This is a genomic window from Burkholderia sp. KCJ3K979 (assembly GCF_016759955.1).
Taxonomy (GTDB): Bacteria; Pseudomonadota; Gammaproteobacteria; order Burkholderiales; family Burkholderiaceae; genus Burkholderia; species Burkholderia orbicola.
The window spans coordinates 1-1,370 of record NZ_JACFYV010000424.1; the positions used below are offsets into that span (position 1 = coordinate 1).

Sequence of the window (1,370 nt, forward strand, 5' to 3'; positions counted from 1 at the left end):
AAAATCTATGGTCAGCCCGATTTTTGCAAGCGAGGCAGTGTTGACCTAAAGTGGACTTGCTCGAATCTATCCGGGGTCGTGGATGGAGTGATCCAGCCCCATGATGGGAGCCGCGCCGGGCAAACCTCAAAAAGCGTACAGCATTGAGATGCTGTTTTTGTTGTCAGGTTACTTGTCCGGCCGTTGAGTCGTTTATGCCTTCACGTATCTCGCGTCGCAAAACCAGGTGTGACTGCTGCAACTGAAGCCGTAAGCGACACGAAGCGTCAGACCGCGGGAACAGCCTCGGTGCTTCGGTAGTGTGTCCCTTTGGCGAGGATGGCCCACGCGATCCTCGCCAATTTATTGGCCAACGCGCAAGCCACTACGTTCGAATGTCGTCGCGCCAACAGGCCGCGAATCCAGACGCCCAATGCATCCGTGCGGTGCTCGATGCGCTGCATGATGGTCCGCGCACATTGCACCAGCAGCCGCCGCAATTCCTTGTCCCCGCGCTTGCTGATGCCGAGGAGCGTTGGTTTGCCGCCGGTGCTGTACTGCCGCGGCACCAGCCCGACCGACGCCGCAAACTGCCTTGCCGAACCATATTGGCGCGCATCGCCCAACTCCGACATCAACACGCTGGCGGTCATCGGGCCAATGCCGGGAATCTCGAGCAGCCGCTCGCTGCGTTCGTCCTCGTGTAGCTGGGTAAGCAACTCACGTTCGAGCTGATGGATCTGTTCGTCCAGATACTTGCAGTGCGCGTGCAGACGTTCGATCACGCTTACCAGCCGCGGCGGCAACGATTCTGCCTCCAGCACGGCGGGCAGTCGCCGGATCACCGCCATGCCGCGCGGCAAGCTGATGCCGAATTCCAACAGAAACGCATGAATTTGGTTGATCGTGCCGGTGCGCTCGCGCACCAGCCCCCCGCGCACGCGATGCAAGGCTGAAACGATCTGCTGAGCTTCGTTGTGCGGGCTCACGAAACGCATGCTCGGTCGTGAAGCAGCTTCGCAGATCGCCTGGGCATCCGCGAAATCGTTCTTGTTGCCTTGCCGGAACGGTTTGACGAACTGAGGGGAAATCAGCTTGGCCTCGTGGCCCAGCGCCTGAAGTCGGCGGGCGATCCAGTGCGCACCGGCGCAGGCCTCCATGACCACCGTACAACTCGGGAAATTGCCCAGCAGCGTGAACATCTGGCTACGCGTGAGCTTCTTACGGAACACCATCCTGCCTGACGCATCCTGCCCATGCAGGTGGAAGCAGTGCTTGCCGAGATCGACTCCGATCAGCGATACCGTGTCCATGATGGTCCTCCAGAAGGACAAAATCCTCACTCAGCGTAGTCCACTGAGTGAGGATCGGGCTGACCATCCTATTAAGCG

At 59.7% G+C, this 1,370-nt stretch carries 1 protein-coding gene; it reads right to left on the reverse strand.

The features are described 5' to 3' along the window. Positions 1-266: 266 nt before the first annotated feature. The gene (locus H3O04_RS35370) at positions 267-1,292 is read right to left on the reverse strand and encodes an IS110 family transposase (RefSeq protein ID WP_011549396.1); all 1,026 of its coding nucleotides are present in this window, start codon (positions 1,290-1,292) and stop codon (positions 267-269) included. Positions 1,293-1,370 lie beyond the last annotated feature (78 nt).

Excerpts from the sequence above, each read along its gene's own strand:
- H3O04_RS35370 (WP_011549396.1), bottom strand. The coding sequence starts at position 1,292 with ATGGACACGGTATCGCTGATCGGAGTCGATCTCGGCAAGCACTGCTTC.